The organism is Proteiniphilum sp. UBA5384 (genome assembly GCF_002410825.1).
Classification (GTDB): domain Bacteria; phylum Bacteroidota; class Bacteroidia; order Bacteroidales; family Dysgonomonadaceae; genus Proteiniphilum.
This window is the reverse complement of the sequence record NZ_DHOS01000071.1, coordinates 38,083-62,732: the sequence shown is the minus strand read 5'-3', so window position 1 is coordinate 62,732 and position 24,650 is coordinate 38,083. Positions and strand designations below refer to the sequence as shown.

13 protein-coding genes are annotated in these 24,650 nt (G+C 44.8%); 12 read left to right on the top strand and 1 reads right to left on the bottom strand.

The window, feature by feature from the left end; genetic code table 11:
- Nucleotides 1-7 precede the first annotated feature (7 nt).
- The 10 genes from B4G81_RS14030 (at nucleotide 8) to B4G81_RS13985 (ending at nucleotide 21,109) form a co-directional block, all read left to right on the top strand.
- Nucleotides 8-1,534, top strand: a complete 1,527-nt coding sequence (locus B4G81_RS14030; RefSeq protein ID WP_294083573.1) for a RagB/SusD family nutrient uptake outer membrane protein — start codon at nucleotides 8-10, stop codon at nucleotides 1,532-1,534.
- A 14-nt stretch (nucleotides 1,535-1,548) separates the two neighbouring features.
- Nucleotides 1,549-2,910 (top strand): TlpA family protein disulfide reductase, encoded by a 1,362-nt coding sequence (locus B4G81_RS14025; RefSeq protein WP_294083572.1) that lies wholly within the window; start codon nucleotides 1,549-1,551, stop codon nucleotides 2,908-2,910.
- Nucleotides 2,911-3,234: 324 nt separating this feature from the next.
- Nucleotides 3,235-4,128 (top strand): ABC transporter ATP-binding protein, encoded by an 894-nt coding sequence (locus B4G81_RS14020; protein WP_294083570.1) that lies wholly within the window; start codon nucleotides 3,235-3,237, stop codon nucleotides 4,126-4,128.
- Nucleotides 4,129-4,178: 50 nt separating this feature from the next.
- On the top strand, nucleotides 4,179-7,514 hold the full coding sequence (locus B4G81_RS14015) for a xanthan lyase (RefSeq protein ID WP_294083568.1): 3,336 nt from the start codon (nucleotides 4,179-4,181) through the stop codon (nucleotides 7,512-7,514).
- Between the two features lie 24 nt (nucleotides 7,515-7,538).
- Nucleotides 7,539-9,026: a TolC family protein gene (locus B4G81_RS14010; RefSeq protein WP_294083566.1), complete on the top strand. Its 1,488-nt coding sequence runs from the start codon at nucleotides 7,539-7,541 to the stop codon at nucleotides 9,024-9,026.
- Nucleotides 9,027-9,050: 24 nt separating this feature from the next.
- The gene (locus B4G81_RS14005; protein ID WP_294083564.1) at nucleotides 9,051-10,103 is read left to right on the top strand and encodes an efflux RND transporter periplasmic adaptor subunit; all 1,053 of its coding nucleotides are present in this window, start codon (nucleotides 9,051-9,053) and stop codon (nucleotides 10,101-10,103) included.
- Nucleotides 10,104-10,161: 58 nt separating this feature from the next.
- Nucleotides 10,162-13,245 (top strand): efflux RND transporter permease subunit, encoded by a 3,084-nt coding sequence (locus B4G81_RS14000; protein ID WP_294083562.1) that lies wholly within the window; start codon nucleotides 10,162-10,164, stop codon nucleotides 13,243-13,245.
- Nucleotides 13,246-13,289: 44 nt separating this feature from the next.
- Nucleotides 13,290-17,984 carry an efflux RND transporter permease subunit gene (locus B4G81_RS13995; RefSeq protein ID WP_294083560.1) on the top strand — a complete coding sequence of 1,565 codons (4,695 nt, stop codon included), beginning with the start codon at nucleotides 13,290-13,292 and terminating at the stop codon, nucleotides 17,982-17,984.
- 4 nt (nucleotides 17,985-17,988) lie between these two features.
- Nucleotides 17,989-18,705 carry a hypothetical protein gene (locus B4G81_RS13990; RefSeq protein WP_294083558.1) on the top strand — a complete coding sequence of 239 codons (717 nt, stop codon included), beginning with the start codon at nucleotides 17,989-17,991 and terminating at the stop codon, nucleotides 18,703-18,705.
- 124 nt (nucleotides 18,706-18,829) lie between these two features.
- Nucleotides 18,830-21,109: a GH92 family glycosyl hydrolase gene (locus B4G81_RS13985; protein WP_294083557.1), complete on the top strand. Its 2,280-nt coding sequence runs from the start codon at nucleotides 18,830-18,832 to the stop codon at nucleotides 21,107-21,109.
- A gap of 9 nt (nucleotides 21,110-21,118) precedes the next feature.
- Here the strand turns inward: B4G81_RS13985 and B4G81_RS13980 are convergent, their stop codons facing one another.
- The gene (locus B4G81_RS13980; RefSeq protein ID WP_294083555.1) at nucleotides 21,119-22,291 is read right to left on the bottom strand and encodes a M24 family metallopeptidase; all 1,173 of its coding nucleotides are present in this window, start codon (nucleotides 22,289-22,291) and stop codon (nucleotides 21,119-21,121) included.
- Nucleotides 22,292-22,534: 243 nt separating this feature from the next.
- On the opposite strand from B4G81_RS13980, the gene B4G81_RS13975 reads away from it, so the two are divergent.
- Complete coding sequence (locus B4G81_RS13975) at nucleotides 22,535-22,792, top strand: hypothetical protein (protein ID WP_294083553.1); 258 nt, start codon at nucleotides 22,535-22,537, stop codon at nucleotides 22,790-22,792.
- Nucleotides 22,793-23,254: 462 nt separating this feature from the next.
- Nucleotides 23,255-24,634, top strand: a complete 1,380-nt coding sequence (locus tag B4G81_RS13970; protein WP_294083578.1) for a sigma-54-dependent transcriptional regulator — start codon at nucleotides 23,255-23,257, stop codon at nucleotides 24,632-24,634.
- The last annotated feature ends 16 nt before the right edge of the window (nucleotides 24,635-24,650 follow it).

Sequence of the window (24,650 nt, the reverse complement as noted above, 5' to 3'; positions counted from 1 at the left end):
AACAGTCATGCGTAAAATTAAAAATATAATTATAGCGTTATCAGTACTTATTGCTTTCTATTCATGTGATGACTTTCTTGATGAGAAACCTAATAAAAACTCATCACTGACTATTACATCGGTAGAACAGTTGAACTATCTCCTTAATAATTATAGTATATTTTATCAAGAGTCCAATAGGGCACTTATTTATAGTACTGATGATTATGGCCTTTACACCGAACTGGTTGATGCTAAGTTGAACGCTTATGGAATAGCAAATGTGCAGTTTGCGACATGGGATATCGACAATCTACCGTTGGATACACGCGAGAGTTTTTGGAGTTCGGAATATAACAAGATATTTTCTGCGAACCTGGTGTTATATAATCTCCCAAAGGTGAGTGGTGCTGACGAATTGAAAGAGAAACTCAAAAGAGAGGCACACTTGGTGAGAGCTTATAGCCTGTGGAGCCTTGCGCAAACTTATTGTTTGCCATATAACGAAGCTAACAAAAAAGAACTGGGATTAAGCTTGAAAAGGTCAACGAGTTTTGAGGAAAATGTGGAGAGAGCAACTCTTGAAGAGACATATAATTTTATTGAGAGTGACCTTCAAGAAGCACTGAAGCTAACCAACAAAATGGAATTTGTGAATAACAAATATAAATCATGGCGCGGAAGTAAAGCGGCTGCCAATGCATTCGCAGCAAGATTTTATCTCACGCAGGGAGATTACACAAAGGCGCTTGAACATGCCGATGTAGCATTGCAAGAGCATGATCTTTTGCTTGACTATAACTTAGAAATGAGATATAGTGATATTCCCTCAAATGTTACCGTAGATGGAGTAACTATTGGAATAAAATATCCATATACTCATGATAACCAGTCTGATATGAGCGATATGATGGAGTGGAAGGAATTCTACTATTTCCGTATGCTATATAATGAATCATGGTGGTATGTGCCCAGCAAAGAGCTTTTAGCTCTCTATGATAAGACTTACGACTTGAGATATAAATATCATATGGTTGAAAATTATTCCTATGATCGTGGCTTGATAAGCCCCGCATATGAATATCCGGGCTATGTTTTTTTCTACAAAGACAGAATCCCAAGCGGGCCCACAGTCGCTGAAATGTTACTTATAAAAGCTGAAGCTCTGGCAAGAGATAATAAACTCGACGAAGCTATGAATACAGTTAATCTGCTTCGTGCTAAACGTATTGATAGTAATGCACCATCCTCTTTTATCAACCTGACAGCCTCTGATAGGGAAGAAGCTGTACTGATGATTCTTGAAGAAAGAAGAAGGGAGATGCCCTTTAGTCAAAGATGGAATGATATCAGGAGATTGAATAATAATCAAGACACCTTTGATGATATCCCGGAACTTAAACGGGAATTTTATGAATATACTAATGCGGCCATATTGACATCGTCACCCATTAAAACTTACATGTTAGAAAAAGGATCGAGACGGTTTGCAGCCCCAATTCATGAAACTGAAATTGAAAGTAGCAAAGGTGTTATTAAACAAAACAGCTATTAATTAATTTATTTATTATGAGAACTTTTAAGAACCTATTCTTTTTTACACTGTTGATTGCACTATTTTCGTGTCAACAGAAAAGTGAACCAACTGTACACTTGAGCGGTCAGCTTATTGACCTTAGTTCCGGTAATCAGGTGGTTATGTCGTATAATGGCGCTTCCTCCCTGCTTGGGAAATCTCGTGATATCGCGATTACAACGGATAAGAGTGGCTACTTCGATACGACCTTCGTGCTTACGGAGCCTGGATACTATAGTTTGAGCCGTAACACCATTTATCTATCACCTGGTGACGATTTGATGGTGAAGATTACAAATAGAAATACTGAAGCTGAGTTTAGTGGCACAAGCGCCGAAATAAATACCTATATGAAAGGGCGCCTTTTCCCTAAAGGAGGATCATTTCTTGAGGCGGGAAGAAATATTATTGGTGATTTTGAAACTACGAAAGCATTTATAGATAGTGCCGCTATGACAAGACAAGCGGAACTGGATGCTTTGCAGAGTACAGACAGTAAGTTTAAGGAGTTAGAAAGTATGCGTATCCTTGCCGACCAAATCAATAGCTATATAAGTTTCTATAGTTATGCAGGCTATGCAATTAGGCAAAAAGGGCTTGATTTTGAGCTTCCCGAGCGTGAAGACTTTATGAAAAGCCTTACACCAATTGTAGCTCCAATGTTGTCACAGCTAAACAGTGCTGAATATCTTGATGTGGCAGTTGTCAGGGATATTTTTTCATACACGTCAAATGATGAGCTGAAAGATATCTGGTTTAACGGATTGACAATTCCAGAACGCACAAAAGAACTTTTTGAGGCATCTGATTATTCAGATAAATTAAGCGGAAGTGTTTCCCCAGAATTGATAGATGAGGTAACCGTCTTCGCCAATAATATGGCTAACCAAGATTTCGCCAATGAAATGATAAAGAAAATTGAATCTGCCAGTAAATTGCTTCCAGGTAGACCCGCCATTGATATTGAGATCGAAGACACTGATGGCAAAATGGTTAAAATTAGCGATTTCAGGGGGAAAGTAATCTATCTTGACTTCTGGGCAACATGGTGTGGACCATGCATTCAAGAGTCACCATTCTTTGAATCAATAGCAAAACAATTTGAAGGTAAGGAGGTGGTATTCCTTCCCATTTCAACCGATAAGGGTAAAAAGGAATGGCTTGATTATCTTGCCGCACATGAAAAGCAACTTAAACAATACCATACAGTTGATAAGAATTTGAGTGAAGGGTGGGATCTAAAGTTTATTCCAAGATTTATCCTCATAGATAAAGACTTCAACATTGCCAATGCATATGCAACAAGACCTTCAGAAAAAAATACTGTGGAAATTATTGAGTCTTTATTGGATTAATTCATAGTAAGATACCCATTTGATTCAGGAGAAAAAGGATCTTTTTTAACATAAACCATTCAGTATCGGAAGTTTAGACCGACAGCCGTGCTGTATTCCCTACTGGGATACAGTACGGCTGTCATTTGTGCATTGCATATGATTTATTAATGTTTCTTCCTTAACAATTCTTTGGATAAGGATAAAATAAGTATATTTGTGACACTTAAGACAAAACAAGACTTTGGTAGGTCTTTTTGTTTGGATCAATGCAAATAGAAAAGTTCCTATCCGTTTTGAATCTTGCTGAAAATACGTTCTTGTTTAGCACTTTGATGAGAGGAAATGAGCATATCAATACGGTCGCTGAATAAGGTTTACCCGAATGGTAACCATGCATTAAAAAATATCAATATGGAAATCCCTACAGGCATGTTTGGACTGTTGGGACCTAACGGAGCGGGGAAATCCACGCTTATGCGAATCTTGGTGGCCCTCATGGAGCCGTCATCGGGTGAAGTGGATGTATTTGGATATAACCTGATGAAAGAGCGTAGAGAGGTGCGTACCATCCTTGGCTATTTACCGCAGGATTTCCGCTTTTTTGCCAAATATAAAACGTATGAATTTTTAGACTATGCCGCCCGTTTATCGGGGATGAACAATAAAAAGATGCGCCGCCGGGCAGTGGATGAGATGCTCGAGAGCGTCGGCCTGTTTGATGTACGGGAGCGGTATGCCGGCAGGCTGTCGGGTGGTATGAAACGCCGTTTGGGTATCGCACAGGCGTTGATACATAATCCCAAACTGATTATTGTGGATGAACCTACCACCGGATTGGACCCGGAAGAGCGGATACGTTTCCGTAATCTGCTTGCAAAAATCAGCGAACAAGATGTGACGATTATTTTATCAACACATATCGTGGGTGATATATCGAGTACCTGTAACTGCATGGCCTTGATGAACAAAGGTGAAATTGCTTTTTTGGGTTCACCGGAAGAGATGCGGAAAACTGCGGAGGGCAAGGTGTGGCGAATGAAAATCAGTGGCGATGAATTGCCCGTAATCGATAAAAAATATCCCGTTATAACAACAATACCCTCCGGAACAGGGTGGGAAATTCAGGTCGTTGCCGACGAAATAGAGGGTTACGATGCAGAACCTTATCCTCCGAATCTCGAGCATGCGTATGTATATTATATGGAGAAAAAGCTGAATCGATGGATGGAAGGGTGATAAATAGCTGATGGCCGGTTAAAGTGCTATTGTTAAGAACAAATATAAGCATGTCCAAACTGCATAATATACAATCTGTTGCCAGGTACGAAAGTAAGCTTCTGATGCGAAGCTGGTTTTATCGTGTCTTTCTCGTGCTTGCGGTTCTGTTCTTATGCATATTCAATCTTGTGGCATTGGTCGCTGACGGTAGGGGAATCTGGCTGATGAAAGCATTGCCGGCCAACATACCCTATGTTAATCTGATGTTTTTGAATACGGGACAGGCTATTATCGCCGTATTTCTGTCGTCCGAATTTTTGAAGTCGGATAAAAAACTGGATACTTCAGAGGTTTTCTATGTGCATCCCCTTAGTAATGCGGAATATGTGATCGGTAAAATTTGGGGGAATATGCTGGTTTTTATTCGTTTAGACCTTTTTATTGTTGCCTTGGTAATTGTTTTTAACGTTATTTCGGGAGTATCGATCGACTGGATGGCTTATCTCGTCTATTTCCTGTTGATTTGCATCCCTACGCTGATTTATATTTTCGGACTTTCCGTTGGTTTTATGTTACTGATTAAAAACCAGGCTATTACATTTGTTGTCTTATTGGGATATATTGCGCTTACCTTGTTTTATATTGGTGATAAGTTCTATTACCTCTTTGATTATATGGTCTATAATCTGCCATTGGTGAAATCTACTATTGTCGGGTTTTCTAATTGGGAGGCGTTGATCAATCACCGTATGATTTATCTTCTGCTCGGAATAGGATTTATTTGCCTTTCCATTTTCCTGTTTAGACGGCTTCCCAATTCAAAGCGGGGAAGTTATCGGTGGCTCTTCTTGTCTTTTCTCTTTATTCTGACAGGGGGGGGGGCTGCCTACAATCATGTGCATACTTTCACCGGAGCGGCAAAAATGCGGAGAGTATATACCGAAGTGAACAATCAATATGTGAATGATCCGAAAATGGTGATCGACCGGTATGATATCAGTCTGGAGCAATATCCACGGACGATCTCTTCGGCAGTGGAAATGAGCGGGGTAGCTTTGGAGCGGGCTGCGATATTCACCTTTTGTTTGAATCCCGGATTGCAAGTAAGCGAAGTGACCGAAAATAATAGCCCTTTGTCATTCAATCGGAAACATCAAATCCTGCAGATTGATTTTGGTCGTGAAATAGCGAGGGGCGATTCGGTGCATTTCAAGTTGAAGTATGACGGATATGTGGATGAAGGATTTTGCTACCTGGATATTCCTGCCGATTTATTGCAGGAGGAATATGCGCGTGAAATGTTCAAGATAGATAAGAAATATAGTTTTCAGAATAAAGATTATCTACTCTTTACGCCGGAAACGTATTGGTATCCACGTCCGGGCACATCATACAGTAGCGAAAATTCCGATTGGCAACAGGCTTATTTCAGCCATTTTCGACTGAAAGTGAGGACGAGCAATTATTTGAAAGCGTTGTCGCAGGGCACCATGAAGTCGTCAGAGGAAAAAAATCTTTTTATCTATGAGACAGACTTTATGACACCATCCATCTCGCTGATTATTGGTGATTATGAGGAGAAAAGTATCGATGTGGATAGCACGCGCTTTACTATATGGTATTTGAGAGGGCATGACTATTTTTCAAACCTCTTCGACGAGATTGTCGATACGATACCGTCACAAATCAGTGAACGCAGGAGGGCAGTCGAAATGACCTATTCTCTTGATTATTCTTTCAACCGATTTTCTCTGGTCGAAGTGCCGGTACAGTTCTACAGTTATGCTCGTACATGGACACAGGCACAGGAGGTGATGCAGCCCGAAATGGTGCTGTTTCCGGAAAAAGGGAGCTTGGTTAATGAGGCGGATGTGGTGAGAGGAATCAGCAATGAAAAAAACTGGGCAAGGCGGAATGGACAAGAGATCAGCGATGAAGAGGCGGCAATGCGTGTGTTAAACCGGTTTATGCGCTTTTTTGAACGAACGGAAAGTAATTTGAACTGGTCGCAGGAACGTGGAGCAATGAATGTTACCGAAAAATCGAATCCTTATTTTATCTTTCCGCAGTTGTATAATTTCAGGTATAATATTTTCTCTTCCGAGTGGCCTGTGGCCAACCGTTTAATTGAATTATACCTACAGGATAAGGCGGATAATAATACCTGGATCAGGCAAATGAACGGAATCAGTAACAGCGAAAAGGCAAACTTGCTGATGGCGCAATATCCTTTCAAAGAGTTGCTTGCTAACCCCGAACAACGGGATTTATTGGATAATGTCACTTCTTTGAAAGCCAATTATCTGTTTGCGCATGCCGAAGAAAATATCGGCTATAAAGAATACAGGGATTCGTTGCGCGCTGTTTTGCAGCGGAATATATTTACCAACCTGCGGTTCGAGAACCTGTTGGATACCATGGGGATGATTGCAGGGGTAAACCTGCGTACGCCGCTTCAAGCATGGCATGGGCCAACCTCCCTTCCCGTTTATCTTGTGGGAACGCCGGAAGTCGTCCGTATTACGAACCGCGACAGGGAGGTATATGTGGTAAAGCTGCAGGTGGTCAATGACTCGTACCACGATGGGGTGATCAGCGTGGAAATGAATATGGGAGGAAGACAAGGGGATGATACCTATGATCCACGAGCGAAACGAAAGGTGACCCTCAATGCATGGGAGGCAAAAAATTTAGTCTCGGTATGGGATGATCCGCCGCGAAGTATCATTGTCAATACGCTGGTTTCGGCCAATCTGCCCGCTACGATCAATCTTCCGATAAATAATATTATTCGTGAGCGGAACAAGCCAATTGATGAAGAGGGAGATTTCATCGTGAAGAATTCTTCTTATCATATACAGGGTGAGGTAATTGTCGATAATGAGGATTCAACGCTGTTCGTGTTGTCGGAGCCTGATATTGTGGGGCTTCTCCCGCAATGGCTCGACCGGGTGGACGACAACTCGTTCCGTTACGCGGGTGTGTCGGATTGGCGCCCGCCATTGCAGTGGACATTGACTACCAATGAGAATTATTGGGGCAAGCATGTCCGTTCTGCTTACGTAATCAAAAGCGGTACCGGAAGCCAGAGCGCAACGTGGAAGATCCCTGTTCCCGAGGCCGGACGATACGACTTGTTTTATTATGTCTATAAACCGGATGAACTTCGGAGAGGCAGGGGAAGACGGGGGCGCGGTCGTGCAGCCGGGGATGCCGAATATCATTTTAAAATAAAGTATGACGGTGATGAAGAAAATGCATATATCAATCTGCAACGCTCGGAAGAGGGATGGAGTATATTAGGCACTTACTTCTTTAGTGAGGATACGGTGCAGGTTGTCTTGAGCAATAATACCACCTTACGCGCCGTAACAGCCGATGCGGTGAAGATTGTAAAGAGATAAATGTATGTGTAATAATAAATAGCTATGGATACAAAACGGTTAAGGATGGGATTTTCCTGCTTGCTGCTATTTTTTGTGGTGGTATCACTCCTTTCGGGGGCAAATGCCCAAATGCTACTGACCATCGATGAGGCGTTGGATATTGCTGAAGAGCATAATCCGGATTTGAAGGCGTCGAAGCTCAGTCTTGAGAGGTACCAACAGAATCTTGTCGCGCAACGTGCGTCGCTGAAGTCTAAATTCTCATTGGACTTGAATCCGCTGAATTACAGCAAGACAAGGCGGTTCGACAACCGGCTGTCACAGTGGTATACCAATGAGGCTTTTAATACGAGCGGTACATTTAGGGTGTCGCAGCCGATTTTATTGACCGACGGTGAAATTTCACTGATCAATACATTCGGATGGCAGGACAACAAATCCACGGTAGAAGGCAGGGACAATAGTAACAAGGCTTTTAGCAATGATCTCTATTTGCAGCTGACACAGCCGGTTTTTACTTATAACCGCCGGAAAATGGAGATGAAACAGATTGAGTTTGACTATGAGAATGCCGGCATACGGTATGCCTTGCAGCGGTTAAATACGGAACGAAGCATCACCAATCAGTTTTATGCGGTATATATGGCGCAGAACAACCTGGCCATCAGCAAGGATGAGCTGGAAAATACACAAAAAAGTTTTGAAATCATCAGGAATAAGGTGGAAGCCGATTTATCGGCAAGAGAAGAGTTATATCAGGCTGAATTGAATCTTGACAATGCAAAATCAACCGTTGAGGAGCGCATCGTAGCACTCGAAAATGCCAAAGATCAACTGAAGCAGAGTTTAGGAATGCCCTTGCATGAGGAGATTGAGGTAACGGCGGATATCGAGGTGAGCCCGATAGCCGTTGATTTGAACCGCGCTGTACAGAGCGGCTTGAGCTCGAGGATGGAAATTCGTCAGCGTGAGATTGATATCGAACTGGGAGAACTTCAGATGATACAGACCAAAAGTATGAATGAGTTCAGGGGGGATATTTCATTATCGGTGGGAATCATAGGCGACGACGAGAAATTTGGTAATATCTATGAGAATCCTACTCGAAATCCGCGTGTGGCAATAAGTTTTGCCGTTCCTATTTTTGATTGGGGCGAAAAGAAGGCGCGGGTGAAGGCGCAAAAGATCGCACAAACCATTGCAAAGATGGAGCAGGAAAATCTACAGGTGGATATCGAGCTGGATGTGAGGCAGGTGTGGAGGAGACTTGAAAACCTTCGCACGCAGATTGATATCGCGGAAAAGAGCGTACGCAATGCGGAGCTCACGTATGATATCAACTTGACAAGGTATCATGAGGGTGATCTCACGGGAATGGAGATCAATCAGTTTCAGACCCAGCTGTCCGGCCGGAAGATGGCGTATGCGCAGGCGCTTATCAACTATAAGATTGAATTGCTGAACCTCAAGATACTCTCGTTGTATGACTTTGAAAAGGATAAACCAATCGTGCCTGTCAGGGAATTATAAAAAAAATTACTTAATATAGAAACGATGAAATACAGAATCTTATTATCTGCGGCAATAGTTGCTTTATTGACGGCGTGCGGAAATCCACCGCAAACCGGTCAGAGCGACATTGAAACACCGGTGTCGGTGCAGGAACTCAAAAAAGGTTCGATCAGCAAGTTAGTGAATACAACCGGAACGGCGCAGGCGACTTATAGTGTGGAACTTAATGCCGAGACGAACGGATACTATGGACTTCAGACGAACTCCTCCACCGGAAAGCCCTTTAAATTGGGTGATGCGGTCAGAAAAGAACAACTGATCATACGGCTTGAAAACAGAGAGTATGAAAACGGAATCGCAATTGAATCTAAAAAATTGAGCCTCGAAATTGCGGAACAAGAGCAGAACAAACAAAAGATACTGTATGAAAAGGGAGGTGTCACTTTGAGTGAAATGCGCAATACCGAGGTGAGGGTGACCAATGCGCGTTACGACCTTGAAAATGCGACCATCAACCTGGAGAAAATGAATATAAGGGCTCCTTTCGATGGGGTGATCGTGTCGTTGCCGCATTACACCCAACAAGGGTTGGTTACGCAAGGAAGTCCGATGGTGGGGTTGATGGCTTATTCTCGCATGTATATGGAAGTAAACCTTCCGGAGAGTGCGATCGGATATGTAAAAACCAATCAGCCGGTGCACATCACCCATTACACCTTGCCCGATGATACCCTCCGTGGCGAGATAACTGAACTATCGCCGGCCATCAGCACCGAAACACGCACATTTAAAGGGAAGATGCTGATTGACAATCATCAATTGAAATTACGCCCTGGTATGTTTGTAAAGGCCGATATCGTGGTGGATCGTGCTGACAGTGCCATTATCATCCCGAAAGATGTGGTGCTTTCAAGAAGAAATAGAAAGTATGTTTATATAGTGGAACGAAACACGGCTCTATTGAAGGATATCCGGACGGGACTCGAAGATGAGGATAACGTGGAGGTAGTTGAGGGACTGAAAGAAAATGATAATTTGATTATCAGGGGATACGAGACGCTGCGTGAAAACAGTCGCGTAAAAGTATTGAAATAAACGGTCCAATAGAGGAATGTGCCGGATAAAATAATGTATTTATAACATGCCAGAGTAAATGAGGAAATTAGTCAGATTTGCGTTAGAAAATCCTGTTACCATCAGTATGATCGTGCTGGCGATCCTGCTGTTGGGGAAGATTTCGTACGACCGACTCAGTGTGGATCTATTGCCCGATATGAACACGCCGCGCCTCTTTGTGGAAATTGAAGCCGGAGAGCGCCCACCCGAAGAGATCGAAAAGATGTTTGTCGAAAGTATGGAGTCGATGGCAATCCGGCAGAGCGACGTAACGCAGGTCTCTTCAGTGATTAGAGCCGGATCGGCGCGTGTGACGGTGGAATATGTGCAGAATAAGGATATGGATGAAGCATTCCTCGATCTTCAAAAGGCGATGACTCCGTTTTCACAGAACCGGGACATTGAATCGATCAATATCACCCAGCACGATCCCAATATGGAACCGGTTGTGCTGATTGCCATGTTCCACCAATCGATCACCGATATGGCAGAATTGCGTAAAATGGCAGACAGCTACGTGCGTAACGAACTTATCCGGATTGAAGGGGTGGCAGAAGTGGCTCTGTCGGGACAGGAGGTGCCGGTATTGACCATACAGACCGATCCCTATAAATTGAATGCTTTTGGAATTACCATGGAAGAGATCGCCTCCAGGATAGAGACAAACAACCAAACTATTTCAGGGGGGCGGGTGAGCGAATTGGGGTTGCAATACTTGGTGAAGAGCTCATCTCTGTTTCATTCTGAAGCGGATTTTGAAAACTTGATTATAAGCTATAAACCTACGGAAGCCGCCGCTAACGGTACGGCTTCGCAAAATACATCCGTCCAACGGGAAAGTGCGCCTTTGTTTTTGGGTGAGGTGGCGACAGTGAAGTTCAAAAATGCCCGTCCCGATAATATTGTGCGGATTAATGGAGAGCGTTGCATCGGTCTTTCAGTATATAAAGAGACACGATTTAATACCGTCAGGGCGGTCGATTTGATACAGAGTCAATTGGGCGTGATCGAACAGGCACTGCCGGGGTATAAATTCCAAGTCATCAGTAACCAGGGGACGTTTATCAAGCAGTCGATCGGAGAGGTGAGGGACAGCGCCCTCTTCGGTATGTTGCTGGCAGTGTTGGTCCTGTTTTTCTTCTTACGCCGCATCGGCACAACGCTAATTGTAAGCGTGTCGATACCGATATCCATCGTCGCCACCTTTAATATGATATACTTTAATGGGTTGACGTTGAATATTATGACTTTGAGTGGCCTGGCTTTGGGGGCGGGAATGCTTATCGATAATGCCATTGTGGTGATAGAGAGTATATTCCGAAACCGGGAGCAAGGTCTGGAGCGTGAAGAATCGATTGTCAAGGGGACGTCTGAAATATCGGGCGCGGTCATCGCTTCCACATTGACCACCATCGTTGTTTTTATCCCGATTGTATATCTGCATGGTGCTTCGGGACAACTTTTCAAGGACCAGGCATGGACTGTGACCTTTTCGTTACTTTCATCGTTGTTTGTCGCTCTGTTGGTAATTCCCATGTTATATGACAGGTTTACAAGCCGGAAAAACAGGAAAAGTGAGACAAAGGCGGTGCACTTCAACGGATATGGCAGGCAGCTTGGGGTGTTGCTCCACCATCGCTGGTGGGTGATCGGAATTTCTACGGCTGTATTGGTGGTTTCCCTGTTCCTGCTTCCGTTTATAGGGACTGAGTTCTTGCCGCGTTCGGAAGGGAAGGATTTCACGGTATCCGTAAAATTGCCGGAGGGTACCCGGCTGGAACGGACTGATGCTGTGATACATAATCTGGAATACTTGCTCCATACGGTCAGTGAAGACAGTCTGGTCACAATCTACAGCCATATCGGTAAAGGATCTTCCGCCAATGAGATATTCGAGGGGGAACACACGGCGATGATGAAGGTTATTTTGTCTGAACAGTGCCGTCTTGCTCCCGAGCAGGTGATTGCCCGCTTTCTGCATGCGACTGATAATATAGAAGGGCTGGAACTTTCATTTAAGCAAGACGATCATTCATTGGGGGAGCTCCTGGGAAATAGAGAAGCACCTATTGTAGTGGAAGTCAAAGGGGAAGATCTCGATGAGATTGCTTCTCTGACGGATGAGGTTTTATCGCAAATGGCATCCATCGACGGCATTTATAATACCAAATCCGCAATGGCGGACGGCGCGCCCGAATTGAACGTTACGATTAACCGTACCATTGCCGGTATCAATAATATTACGGCTGCCACGGTGGTCCAACAGATTGAACAGCAGTTGCAGGGGCGTGATGTGGGGAAAATGGATTACCGGGGCGAGATGCGCGATATCGTCATCAAAGTGCCGGATATCACCCGGAATGAATTGGGAAATCTGGTTATAAGGAGTGGTAATCAGGAGTTCCGGTTGAATGAGATCGCTGTCATCACCGATTCGCAAGCAGCCAAAGAGATTTATCGCCGTAACCAAAGCCGCATTAATAAGATTGTGTCCGACATGGATGCAGGCAAATCCCTTGATAAGGTGGCCCGGGAAATCCAAGCGGCGGTCGGGAATATAACGCTTCCTAACAACTATTCCATCACGGTAACGGGAGAGGAGGAACAGCGGAAAGAGTCGATGGAAGGCCTCCTTTTTGCTTTATTGCTTTCTGTGGTACTGGTTTATATGGTGCTGGCTTCGCAGTACGAATCATTATTGTATCCGTTTGTGATATTGCTGACCATACCGTTTGGCTTAGTGGGGGCTGTCATGATTTTCCTGATTACGGATATTCCTCTTAACATTATGGGGGTGATGGGGATTATCATGCTGGCGGGAATAGCCATCAACAACTCGATCCTGCTGGTCGCACGTATCAACCAGTTGAAGAGTACGATGAGCCTGACGGAGGCAATCGTGCAAGCGGGGCAGCAGCGTATCCGACCCATCATTATGACAACGCTTACGACGATTCTGGTATTGTTGCCCATGACATTCGGATTCGGAGAGGGGGTATCGATGCGTTCTTCAATGGCTGTGGCGGTGATAGGCGGACTTGTTACGTCAACGCTGATGAGCTTGGTTGTTATCCCGTGTGTGTTTTATGTGTTTGAGCAGATGAAACGGAGGTTGATATGACTGGGAGAGATTGTATAAGATAGAATGAGATTGACAAGAAGAGGATGAACTTTCTTTTAAATAAGAGAATAACAATCAGTATGTTGTTTATTGCGCTTACCTTGCTGGGGTATGTGTCATATAAACAATTGCCGGTAGAGCTGCTCCCTAATGCGGAGTTGCCGATGCTATTCGTATCTGTTACCTCACAACAGGAAATGGACCCTGCTTATGTGGAGTCGGAAGTGATTATTCCGCTCGAAGGGGCCATCAGGTCCGTAGGGGGAGTGGATAAGATAGAATCGGAAATCAGCAGCCGTCAGTCATCCATACGCATCGATTTTAAGAGTAATGTGAAGTTTAATACCACTTCATTAAGACTGGAAGAGAAGATGAGGGAGGCTGCCGCTTCACTTCCCGAAGGTTTTACCGTACAAGTGCAGAAAATGGACGTCTCCATGATCAGCAATAGTTTCATGTCGCTGCAAGTACGTGGATACGGCGGGGTAGACCGTGTGCGGAATATCGTGGAGGAGGAGGTAGTCACCGAACTGGAGAATATCGATGGGATCGCCGCGGTACAGGTGTATGGGGGACGTGAGCAGGCTATCGAAATCCAATTGAATAAAGAAGCGAGCAGGGCATTGAACATCACTCCTTCGCAGATTAGTAATTTGCTGAGTGGCAATGCGCGTGAAAAAGTATTTGTCGGCACCGTCAAAGAGAGTGAAAGTCAATATTTCGTACATGTGAATTCCTCTTACACCAAAGTATCGGATTTGGAAAACCTTGTCATTGCCCCCGGTCCCGTCTTTTTAAAAGATGTGGCCACGGTATTCTTCGACTTGAAAGAGGAGACCTCTTACAGCCGCGTTAACGGAATGGAATCGATATCGGTAACGTTGGTCAATGACGCGCATACAAATCTTATCGACCTGTCGCACCGCACGCTGGAAGCTATTGATGAGCTGAATGGGCAGCTGGCAATCTTTGATGTGGAAATCGTTGTAGACTCCAATACCGCCGAGACGATGGAGAATAATATCAATCAGATTATTAACCTTGCCTTGACGGGTGGTCTTCTGGCTGTATTGGTGCTCTGGTTCTTCCTGAAAAATGGACGTTTGGTCTTTTTTATTGTCCTCTCTATTCCGATATCCATTTTTACTGCTTTCAATTTTTTCTATTATGCGGGAATTACAGTCAATAGCCTTACACTGGTCGGTATGGCATTGGCGGTGGGTATGTTACTGGATAACAGTATTGTTGTCCTGGAAAATATCTATCGGCTGTCCGGTGCGGGCATGCTCGCAGGTGAGGCGGTTAAGCGGGGTACCAAAGAGGTGTGGCGCTCCATTGTGGCGGCAACATTTACTACGGTTGTTGTCTTTCTCCCTTTTGTCTTTTCGGATAATTTTATGCTGAAGCTCATGGGAAGCCATATAGGCGTATCAATTATTTCCACCCTCTTGGTCTCCTTGGCTGTGGCATTGCTGTTCGTGCCGATGGCGGCCTATTTTGTGTTGCGCGGCAAGAAAAACGAAAGTGTCTTTTATGAAAAAGTATCGTTGGCGCAGCGCCCTATCCAGGTGTATCTGGTACTGCTGAAGGCGTGTATGCGAAAACCGGGCGTGACCGTCTTGAGTGCCATCATCCTGCTTTTTATTACCCTGATTCTTTCACTGTCAACAACCACACGCCAAAACAAGGAGGTGGAGTCGGACCGTTTCAATATTTATGTGACGATGCCCGCCGGAAGTACCCTTGAGAATACCGATAATATAGTTATGGTATTGGAAGAACGTCTTTCGGAGATACCCGAAAAGCAGGACCTTATCAGTCGTGTGAACCAGGAAGAGGCTGTGCTGACACTTGTTTTACAGGAGAACTTTCAAAAGATAGGGAAACGGAAAATTTCTGAAATCAAGGCAGATGTGCAATCCAGAATACCCAATGTGGGAGGTGCCGAGATTTATGTGGGTGACGCTACGGGAGGCAGGCAAGGCGATACCGGCGGATTGAGTGGCATGGTCGGTTTCATGAGTATGTTGGGAATTGGTGATAATCAGGAACGGATCGTGATCAAAGGATCGGATTATGAAATGATGCAGCTGGTGGGTGAAGATGTGAGGTATCAGATAGACCAGCAGGATTTCATCCAAAGTTCGCGGGTCTCTTTTGCTCGCCGTCAGCCGGAGATACTGCTCGATTTCGATCAGATACTGCTCTCTTCGTATGGTATTACGCGTGCCAACATACTGACCGGGTTATCTGAGTTAAGTACTGAGTTTTCATCGGGCACCACATTCAAGGTGGGAGATGAATCGTATGATATTATTATTCGGGATCAGACGCCCGAAGAAGAGGAGGAGCAACGAAAGAAACAAAAGACAATAGATGATCTTGAAGCGGTGCAGGTTGCAAATACCGGCGGCGGATTGCATAACCTGAAAGATATATCCACGATCAACAAGGGGTTCGGCCGTGCCCGTATCACACGGGTCAATCAAGACAAACAGCTGGAAGTGCGTTACTCCTTCTTGCGGAGTGCCCAACAATCTAAAACGCTGCTTGAGAGTTACCGCAACAATATCGACGAGTTGATTGCCGGTTATAACTTGCCGGCGGGTGTGGCTATAGAGGTAATCCATGAAGAGGATCAATTTGGAGAGTTCCGGTTCCTTATTCTCGCCGCTTTTCTATTTATATTTATGATTTTGGCGGTGGTGTTTGAGTCGGTCACCACTCCTTTAGTTATGCTATTTTCCATTCCGTTGGCAGCAATTGGTTCCTTGCTGGCATTAATCATCACGGGCAACAGCCTGATGAATGCGAATACGCTGATGGGATTTCTTATCCTGCTGGGGGTAGTGGTGAACAACGGCATCATTCTTATCGACTATGCCAATATCCTTCGAAAGGAGGGCTTCCGTAGGGAGCGGGCGTTGATGACAGCAGGTATGTCGCGCATCCGTCCGATTCTGATTACTGCTATTACAACCATCATAGCGATGCTTCCGTTGGCGATGGGCGATACGGAATATGCCGGCGCCATCGGTGCGCCGTTCGCCATCACCGTCATTGGGGGACTTCTCTTTTCTACTTTGTTGACACTCGTAATTATTCCGACTGTGAATATGGGGCTGGAGAATGTGTTGGAATGGTACCGCACGTTGTCTGTAAAAACAAAAATAATCCATCTTGTGATTTTTGTGACGGGTGTAATCGTTATCTATTTTTATGGAGAGGGGATGTTATATCAGATATTATACCTGACGGCGTTGATAGCGCTTATCCCGGGATTGACCTACTTCATGCAGACCAGTCTGCGACATGCCAAAGCGGATGTGGTGGACCCGGATGAGGAGATACATATTGTGGTGCGCAGCTTGGTGAAGATATATGACCGCTCCGGTCGATTTGCCCGTGAATGGAATAGTGGGTTAGCCATACGGCGACGCTTGGGGTTGAGTGAGGAGTGGCACTCGTGGAAAAATTTCCTTAATGCCGCCTGGCAGTTTGTTCTCTGGGGATTTGGTCTCTATTTCACCTATTTCTATATCGAGAGCAAATTATGGTGTTTCGTACTCTCCATCGCTATGTATGCTGCTACACTGTACTTGTGGCGCAAGATAAGGACCTATCTCTTTTATCATTTTGAAGAAAGCAGGATGGTGAGATACCTCAACCGTATTGTTTTCTGGAGTATCCCGCTATTGATTTTGTTCGGTCTATATAAAAGAATGGATAACCTTCCGATGGTATTGATAATCGGTGTTTTGTGGGGATTGGGTATCGCCATTTATATTACATCGCAATATCTTTATGCCAAGAATATCAATGTGGAACGTGTGAAAGGGCGGTATGCGGGGGTGAAGCGTGCCTATTTCCGTCTGGTGAAGAGTATTCCGGTGATCGGTAAACAACGCCGTCCGTTCAAGGCATTGTGCAGCGTTTCGTTTGATATAAAAACAGGTATGTTCGGATTGCTCGGTCCCAATGGCGCGGGGAAATCGACTCTGATGCGTATTGTCACCGGTATTCTGGAACAAAGCTATGGCAGCATCTGGATCAACGGGTTGGATACCCGTGTCTATCGCGAAGAGCTGCAGAGCTTGATCGGCTTCCTGCCGCAAGAGTTCGGTACCTACGAGAATATGACCTCCCGGGAGTTCCTCGATTACCAGGCGATCCTGAAAGGGCTGATCGACGACAAGGTACGCAGTGAACGGATCGAGTACGTATTGAATGCCGTGCACATGTATGAACGCAAGGATGACAAGATCGGTTCTTTCTCGGGTGGGATGAAACAGCGGATAGGAATTGCCCTGATACTATTGCATCTGCCGCGTATCCTTGTGGTGGACGAACCTACGGCGGGGCTCGACCCGCGGGAACGGATCCGCTTCCGTAACCTGTTGGTAGAGTTGAGCAAAGACCGTATTGTTATTTTTTCCACCCATATCATCGAAGATATTTCCAGCTCTTGCAATCAGGTCGTGGTGGTAGATAAAGGGGAATTGAAGTATTTCGGTATACCCGAAAAGATGGTGGATATGGCCGTGGGCAAGGTATGGCAGTTCCTGATCGACAAGGAGTCGTTTGAAGAGAAATTGGATAAATCACTGGTGGTGAATAATATCCAGGAGGGAGACCGGATACAGGTACGCTATATCTCGGTGACGGAACCCTATCCCGGTGCGGTACAAGTGGAAGCCAATCTTGAAGATGCTTACCTCTGTCTATTGAAAAATATATGAAGCTATGAGCTTAAATAAATATATAGTTTTAACTACAAGTATCGTGCGGTATAATTTAAAGATTATATTTGCCGGTAAATTCTTTTGGTTTCTTTTGGCTGCTTTTGGTTTTTTTGCCTTTTTCATGTTCCAGCAGGCATGGAACCGAGCCGAAATCAATGAAGCCTCTATCTATAGTTTGCTATTGTTTCCCTGCTTACTGCTGATTTTTTATCCGGTGGTTTTCGGCATCCAAAACGATGAGGACAACCGGATACTGGAGATTATTTTTGGCATACCTAATTACCGCTATAAGGTGTGGGGTGTGCGTATGTTGATGATCTATTTGGCAAATTATTTTATTCTGGTCCTTTTTGCCTATGTCGCCCGTATTTTGCTGTACCCTGTCAACGCATTTGAAATGGCCGCACAACTCATCTTTCCGATGCTGTTCTTTGGCAACCTCGCTTTTATGTTCTCCACCATCACCAGAAGCGGTAACGGCACGGCGGTGATTATGATTGTGATGGGACTTGCATTCTTTGTATATATGAACGCCAATGGTCAGATAAGGAATTCTTTTTGGAATGTTTTTCTGAACCCGTTTTCCATCCCGGACGATATTCACCCCATGATTTGGCAGAACACCATTCTTAAAAGTCGCCTGTTCCTGTCCATCGGAAGTATCGTCTGGCTGATGATCGGTTTCCTCAACCTACAGAAACGGGAGAAATTTGTGTGAGGAATATGGGCTTTTGTGTCTAAATTTTTAATTATATGAAACGAGCATGATAACTGTTCCTGGACAAGAGTATAATTAAAAGCGAATTATGTATGATATATTGAAAAATAAATATTTTAATCGTATGAAAAAAGTTCTGTTATTGAGTATCATTTTCTTCTTGGGAATGAATTTTACAATGGGCGCACAGACGTCCAATCCGGTAGACTATGTGAATACATTGGTGGGAACGGATTCCAAGTATGAGCTCTCCACCGGGAATACCTATCCTGCGATCGCTCTCCCATGGGGAATGAATTTTTGGTCGCCGCAGACCGGTAAGATGGGCAGCGGATGGATGTACACTTATCATTCCGACAAGATCAGGGGGTTCAAGCAGACTCACCAACCCAGCCCCTGGATGAATGACTACGGTCAGTTTTCGCTGATGCCTGTTGCCGGAAAGCCGGTCTTTGATGAAGAGGAACGGGCAAGTTGGTTCTCCCATAAGGCGGAGATAGCCAAACCGCACTATTACCGGGTTTATCTGGCCGATTGGGATATCACCACCGAGATCACTCCTACGGAGAGGGCCGCCATGTTCCGGTTTACCTTTCCACAGAGCGACCAGTCGTATGTGGTGATCGATGCTTTCGATAAGGGCTCTTATGTACGCATCATCCCTGAAGAACAGAAGATTGTAGGATATACCACCCGCAACAGCGGCGGAGTACCCGATAACTTTAAGAGTTATTTCGTGGTAATTTTTGATAAACCCTTCACCTACTGCGCAGCGGTGAAAGATGGTGAGATATCTGAGAAGGAGATTGAATTTACAGGAAATCATGCCGGGGCAGTGATCGGTTTCAAGACGGACCGGAAGGAACAGGTGCATGCCAGAGTGGCTTCTTCTTTTATCAGTGAAGAGCAGGCCCTGCTGAACCTGAGGGAGTTGGGAAGCGCATCTTTTGATGCCATCGCAGAAAAGGGTGAGGCACGCTGGAATGAGGTCCTGGGAAGGATAAGGGTTGAGGATGACAATATTGATAACCTGAGGACTTTCTACTCCAACCTTTACCGTACGCTGCTCTTTCCGAGAAATCTTTCAGAAGTCGATGAAAACGGTAATATTCACCACTACAGCCCATATAACGGTGAAGTGCTTCCCGGTTATATGTTTACCGATACCGGTTTCTGGGATACTTTCAGAAGTCTTTTCCCCTTCCTTAATTTTGTCTATCCTTCGGAAAATGTAAAGATGCAGGAAGGACTGGTCAATGCCTATAAGGAGAGTGGTTTCCTCCCCGAGTGGGCCAGCCCTGGACACAGGAATATCATGGTAGGTAATAACTCAGCCTCAGTAGTAGCTGACGCTTATGTCAAAGGGTTGAGAGGGTATGATATTGAAACGCTTTGGGAAGCACTCAAGCATGGCGCCAACAATGTGCACCCTACAGTGGGTGCTTCGGGACGTACCGGTTATGCTGAATATAACAAATACGGATATATTCCCAATGATGTGAAGATCAGTCAGAATGTAGCCCGCACACTCGAATATGCTTATAACGACTGGACCATCTATCGGCTGGGGAAAGCTCTGGGTAAGCCGGAAGCCGAGATTGCTATCTACGGTGAACGGGCGATGAATTATAAGAATTTGTACAATCCTAAGCACAAGTTGATGGCAGGTCGTGCAGAAGACGGATCTTTCTCCGGTTCGTTCAACCCGACGGACTGGAGCCGTGATTTCACCGAAGGAAACAGTTGGCACTACTCATGGTCTGTTTTCCATGATCCCCAGGGACTGATCGATCTGATGGGGGGACGCAGTGAATTTGTCAATATGCTCGATTCTGTCTTTGTCATTCCGGGGTATGAGGGAATGCAGAGCCGCTCCATGATCCATGAGATGCGTGAGATGCAGGTGATGGATATGGGGCAGTACGCGCATGGCAACCAGCCGATCCAGCACATGGCTTATCTCTACAATTATGCGGGGGAGCCATGGAAAGCTCAATACTGGATCAGGGAGATCATGGATAAGCTCTATTCCGCTGCCCCCGACGGGTATTGCGGCGATGAGGATAACGGACAAACCTCGGCATGGTATGTCTTCTCTGCATTAGGATTTTATCCTGTCTGTCCCGGGAGCGACGAATATATTCTCGGTTCACCGTTGTTCAAATCGGTAGAGATCGATCTGGAGAACGGAAAGACATTGAAGATCAATGCACCGGATAATACAAAAGGAAATCGCTATATTGAAACAATGGAATGTAACGGCAAGCCATATACAAAAAATTTCCTTACCCACGGCGACCTGATGAAAGGGGGAGAGATCACTTTCAAAATGAGTGACCGCCCCAATAAGGAGAGAGGCACTCAGCAAAAGAATTTCCCTTACTCTTTCTCGAACGAGAGATAAACAATTTTATCAAGACAGTGTCACCAGGGCTTCTTCACACAGGGTGATATTTTCGAAGCCTGATTCGTGGACGATATAGGTGTTCTCTATCCCCACGGCACCGATGCCGGGAAGTACGAATTTGGGCTCTAGCGCGAATGCCATGCCCGGTTCCAGTACTTCCTCGGAGCGGGGTGTGAGTACGGGAGGCTCATTGATTTCCAATCCCACGCCATGGCCGATAAATTTGGCTTGTTGTACCGTCCCCATAAAATAGGGCTCTAACCCGTTTTCCTTCACCATCTCTTCTGCCAGAAGGTAGAGTGCAGAGCAAAGGGTGCCTGCCTTGAAATCCCCGAGAATCGCTTTATGGATATCGATGGAAACCTGGTGGGCTTTATAGGCAATGTCGGGAGCATAACCGATCACGAAAGTGCGGGTCATATCGTCCATACAGGGACGGTAATTTCCTGCCATATCCACCATCAACGTGGTGCCCGGCCTGAGGATCGTACCATTGGCTCCCAATGGTAGTAGGGGTGAGATACCCGCTCCCCCCAGGGCGTAGTCATAGGGTGACGCCACCTGGGCGTTGTCGCCGGCCAGCATGCTCCCCATAAAAATATCCATATTCTCGCCAAATGAGCGGAAAATACCCATCGAGCCGTGCAGGCGCATTTGCCGCTCTATCTCGATCTGCAGTTCCAAGTCGGTCATCCCTTCACAGTATAAAGAAGGAATCAGTTTGTATACTTTGCTGTGGATCCCGGCACTTTCACGCATCTGCTCCAGTTCGTACTCCGATTTGACCGACCTTATCTTCCTCAGTTCTCCTGAAACATTCTTGATTTCGGGCATTTTGAATGCTGTCTGCAGGCGGGTGGCGGCAGAGAATGAGAGTTGGTCGGCTTCTATCAGGATCCGTTTAGGGATAGCGATGCCAGCCTCTTCCAACATAGCAGGGATCTGCTCCGGTTTACGGATCTGTTTCACCCGTTCATCCACGATATTGGAAGGGCGTTTCACGAATAGGATCGGATCACCTTCGGGCAAGAGGAAGAGATAACCGTCGAAAATAAATCCGCAGAGCCAGTACTGGTTGACCGACGAAGTGATGATACACGCATCGGCCTGCATCCCTGCGATGGCTCGTTGCACTTTTTTAAGCCTTGAATCGGCTTCATGCAAGGGTAATTTACTCATAAAAATGAAGATTTTAGGTGTCAAAAATAGATGAAAATAGAAGTATTTCCAAATATAAGATTAAAAATCAATGATATTTTTTTCTTATCAAATCGCACTTGCTATATTTCTTGTCTCAATGATATGATATTAAAGTCAATTATTTAACCTTGATTGGCTGTTTTAGAGAACAAATTTTCCTTTAGGTTTGTTTTATATAATAGGGGAATAGTATTTTTTAATTCTAACCATTAAATTTTTAATATGGAAACAGGATTTTTGGTTTATCTATTGTCCTTTTTATTCTTATTGTCGTGTAGTAATGATAGCGTAATTAACGTTATACCAGAAACGGAAAAGGAATCGTTGGCCTCCTTTATTGGGAAAGAGCACAATCTCTTTTTAGATGATTTTTATCAGAAAATTGGGAATAGGTTAAAAACAAAGAGCAGTAAAAATGGAGTCGAGGAAGAAGATTCCGTTGTTGACTCTTGGGAGAAGTTAGTGAGTGAAGGAGAATAGGAATGAATAGTTGTCAGATAAAAAATTATAATGTCATGAAAATCTTAAAATATTTATTTTTAATTTTCTATGCGGCTGCCTTCTTGTTTTTATTTATTGGAGAAACTCCGATTGTGAGTTTTTTTATTATATTATTTGTTCTGTTTTTTTTCTCTTGTTTTCTAATGTATATGACAAGGCGTAATAAAGAGCACCATGGTTCTCCAGTCCAAGTCGGAAATCTTATGATTTGTGTCATATTAATAGTGACATTGATTATCTTCTCATCTGGAAATAAAATATCGTCTTTAGAAACTACGGGAATATATATTTATATTGTATCCGGAGCTGTGTATATATTTGGAGTAACAAATGTATTGAGAAAAAAACTTAATCACGCATCCTGAAATGTTACCGTTTATCAATGTGACGGTTAGTCGCTTTCTGATCAGAAATAAATCATCTATCTTTACATTATAACTGATTGGAGAGGTGAAGGATCGAAAAATATTGATAGTAGAGGATGACCGTTCTTTCGGGGCTATGCTTCAGAAATGGTTCGAGCGGAACGGATTTTCGGCAATATTATGCTCCGGCATGGTGGCGGCGCAGGAAGTGCTTTCCCAACCGGATTCCTGTCAGGTTGTCTTGTCCGACTTACGCCTGCCCGATGGCGACGGTATCATGCTCCTGAATTGGTTGAACGAAAAGAAGAAGTTGATGCCTGTTATTATTATGACGGGGTACGGCGAGATACAGACGGCAGTGTCGGCGATCAAACTGGGTGCATTCGATTTTCTGGAAAAACCTATCAACCCGGAAATCCTGGCAAAAAAGATTGAGGCTGCGTTTGATACCCGGAAGGAAAACAGTACCCCTCCCGTCAAACAACAGGCGGAGAAAAAGAACGAGCAGGAAGACAATCAGTTTGTGGAAGGACAGAGTCCCCTTTCAGCACAGATGTATACCCATATAGACCTGGTTGCTCCCACACAGATGGCGGTGATGATCATCGGAGAAAGCGGTACCGGGAAAGAACATGTAGCCCGTTTGATCCATACCCGTAGTAACCGAGCCAAAGGCCCTTTCATCGCAGTGGATTGCGGTAGCCTTTCCATAGAACTGGCTCCGAGTGAGCTTTTTGGTCATAAGAAAGGTTCGTTTACCTCTGCCATAGAAGATAAGACCGGATTTTTCAGGGAAGCGCATGGAGGAACACTGTTCCTTGACGAGGTGGGTAACCTGCCTTACGGCGTACAGATGCAGCTATTGCGTACCCTTCAGGAGAAGAAAGTCCGGCCGGTGGGTACTTCAACTGACTTGACTGTGGATGTGCGGATCATTACAGCCACCAATGAGAATCTGGAGAAAGCGATCAGTGAAGGTAATTTCAGGGAGGATCTTTATCACCGGTTGAATGAGTTTATGATCAAGGTCCCGGCATTACGGGAGTGTACGGAAGATATTCCCTCATACGCCCATCATTTCAGGAAAGAGGCAAACAGGGAACTTGGGCGGCAGGTGGATTTTATTTCTCCCGAAGCGTTGGTCGCATTGCAAAACTATGGATGGTCGGGCAACCTGAGGGAGTTGCGTAACGTGATCCGTAGGGCTGTCCTTTTTACAAGAGGCGATAGTATTATTCCAAACAGTTTACCGGTATTCACTGCCCGAAAAGAAGAGTCTATCCCAATGTCCGATATCTCCCTCTATGTGGAGCCGGAAGAGGAAAAAGAGAAAATTCTGAGAGCATTGGAACAAGTGGGGGGTAACAAGACTAAGGCGGCCATCCTTTTGCAGATCGACAGAAAAACACTTTACAATAAAATGCACCAATATAATATTGGCTTAAAGGAAGTTTAGCGGGACTATAATTTTT

Coding starts and splice junctions, on each gene's coding strand:
- B4G81_RS14030 (WP_294083573.1), top strand. CDS start 8: ATGCGTAAAATTAAAAATATAATTATAGCGTTATCAGTACTTATTGCT.
- B4G81_RS14025 (WP_294083572.1), top strand. CDS start 1,549: ATGAGAACTTTTAAGAACCTATTCTTTTTTACACTGTTGATTGCACTA.
- B4G81_RS14020 (WP_294083570.1), top strand. CDS start 3,235: ATGAGCATATCAATACGGTCGCTGAATAAGGTTTACCCGAATGGTAAC.
- B4G81_RS14015 (WP_294083568.1), top strand. CDS start 4,179: ATGTCCAAACTGCATAATATACAATCTGTTGCCAGGTACGAAAGTAAG.
- B4G81_RS14010 (WP_294083566.1), top strand. CDS start 7,539: ATGGATACAAAACGGTTAAGGATGGGATTTTCCTGCTTGCTGCTATTT.
- B4G81_RS14005 (WP_294083564.1), top strand. CDS start 9,051: ATGAAATACAGAATCTTATTATCTGCGGCAATAGTTGCTTTATTGACG.
- B4G81_RS14000 (WP_294083562.1), top strand. CDS start 10,162: ATGAGGAAATTAGTCAGATTTGCGTTAGAAAATCCTGTTACCATCAGT.
- B4G81_RS13995 (WP_294083560.1), top strand. CDS start 13,290: ATGAACTTTCTTTTAAATAAGAGAATAACAATCAGTATGTTGTTTATT.
- B4G81_RS13990 (WP_294083558.1), top strand. CDS start 17,989: ATGAGCTTAAATAAATATATAGTTTTAACTACAAGTATCGTGCGGTAT.
- B4G81_RS13985 (WP_294083557.1), top strand. CDS start 18,830: ATGAAAAAAGTTCTGTTATTGAGTATCATTTTCTTCTTGGGAATGAAT.
- B4G81_RS13980 (WP_294083555.1), bottom strand. CDS start 22,291: ATGAGTAAATTACCCTTGCATGAAGCCGATTCAAGGCTTAAAAAAGTG.
- B4G81_RS13975 (WP_294083553.1), top strand. CDS start 22,535: ATGGAAACAGGATTTTTGGTTTATCTATTGTCCTTTTTATTCTTATTG.